The following is a 252-nucleotide window of genomic DNA, read 5'->3' on the forward strand; positions in this document are numbered from 1 at the left end:
GTTCAGTGTATCAAAAAATATTATTATCACAACCCAAAATCTCCAATCACTCCTACGGAGTTCCTCAGGGATGGTGGCAAAATCCCAATAATGGAGCCTGGTATTGGCGAGGAACTTTTACAAGCCCAGCTACACCAACATCATTGGAAGGGACCTACCAGGAAAATGACCGTGAATATGATAAAATTGTCTACAGTAACCCATCCTATATCATTGTAAAGTCTGCAGGAAATTCTTTCGGTGATCAACCAG

The 252-nt window shown here is 41.3% G+C and carries 1 protein-coding gene; it reads left to right on the plus strand.

All coding sequences use genetic code 11. The features are described from left to right. Positions 1 to 252: hypothetical protein (locus SB772_RS43570; RefSeq protein ID WP_410838975.1), on the plus strand; the 252-nt coding region annotated here is incomplete at both ends.

It is taken from the genome of Paraburkholderia sp. SIMBA_030 (assembly GCF_046535245.1).
Classification (GTDB): Bacteria; Pseudomonadota; Gammaproteobacteria; order Burkholderiales; family Burkholderiaceae; genus Paraburkholderia.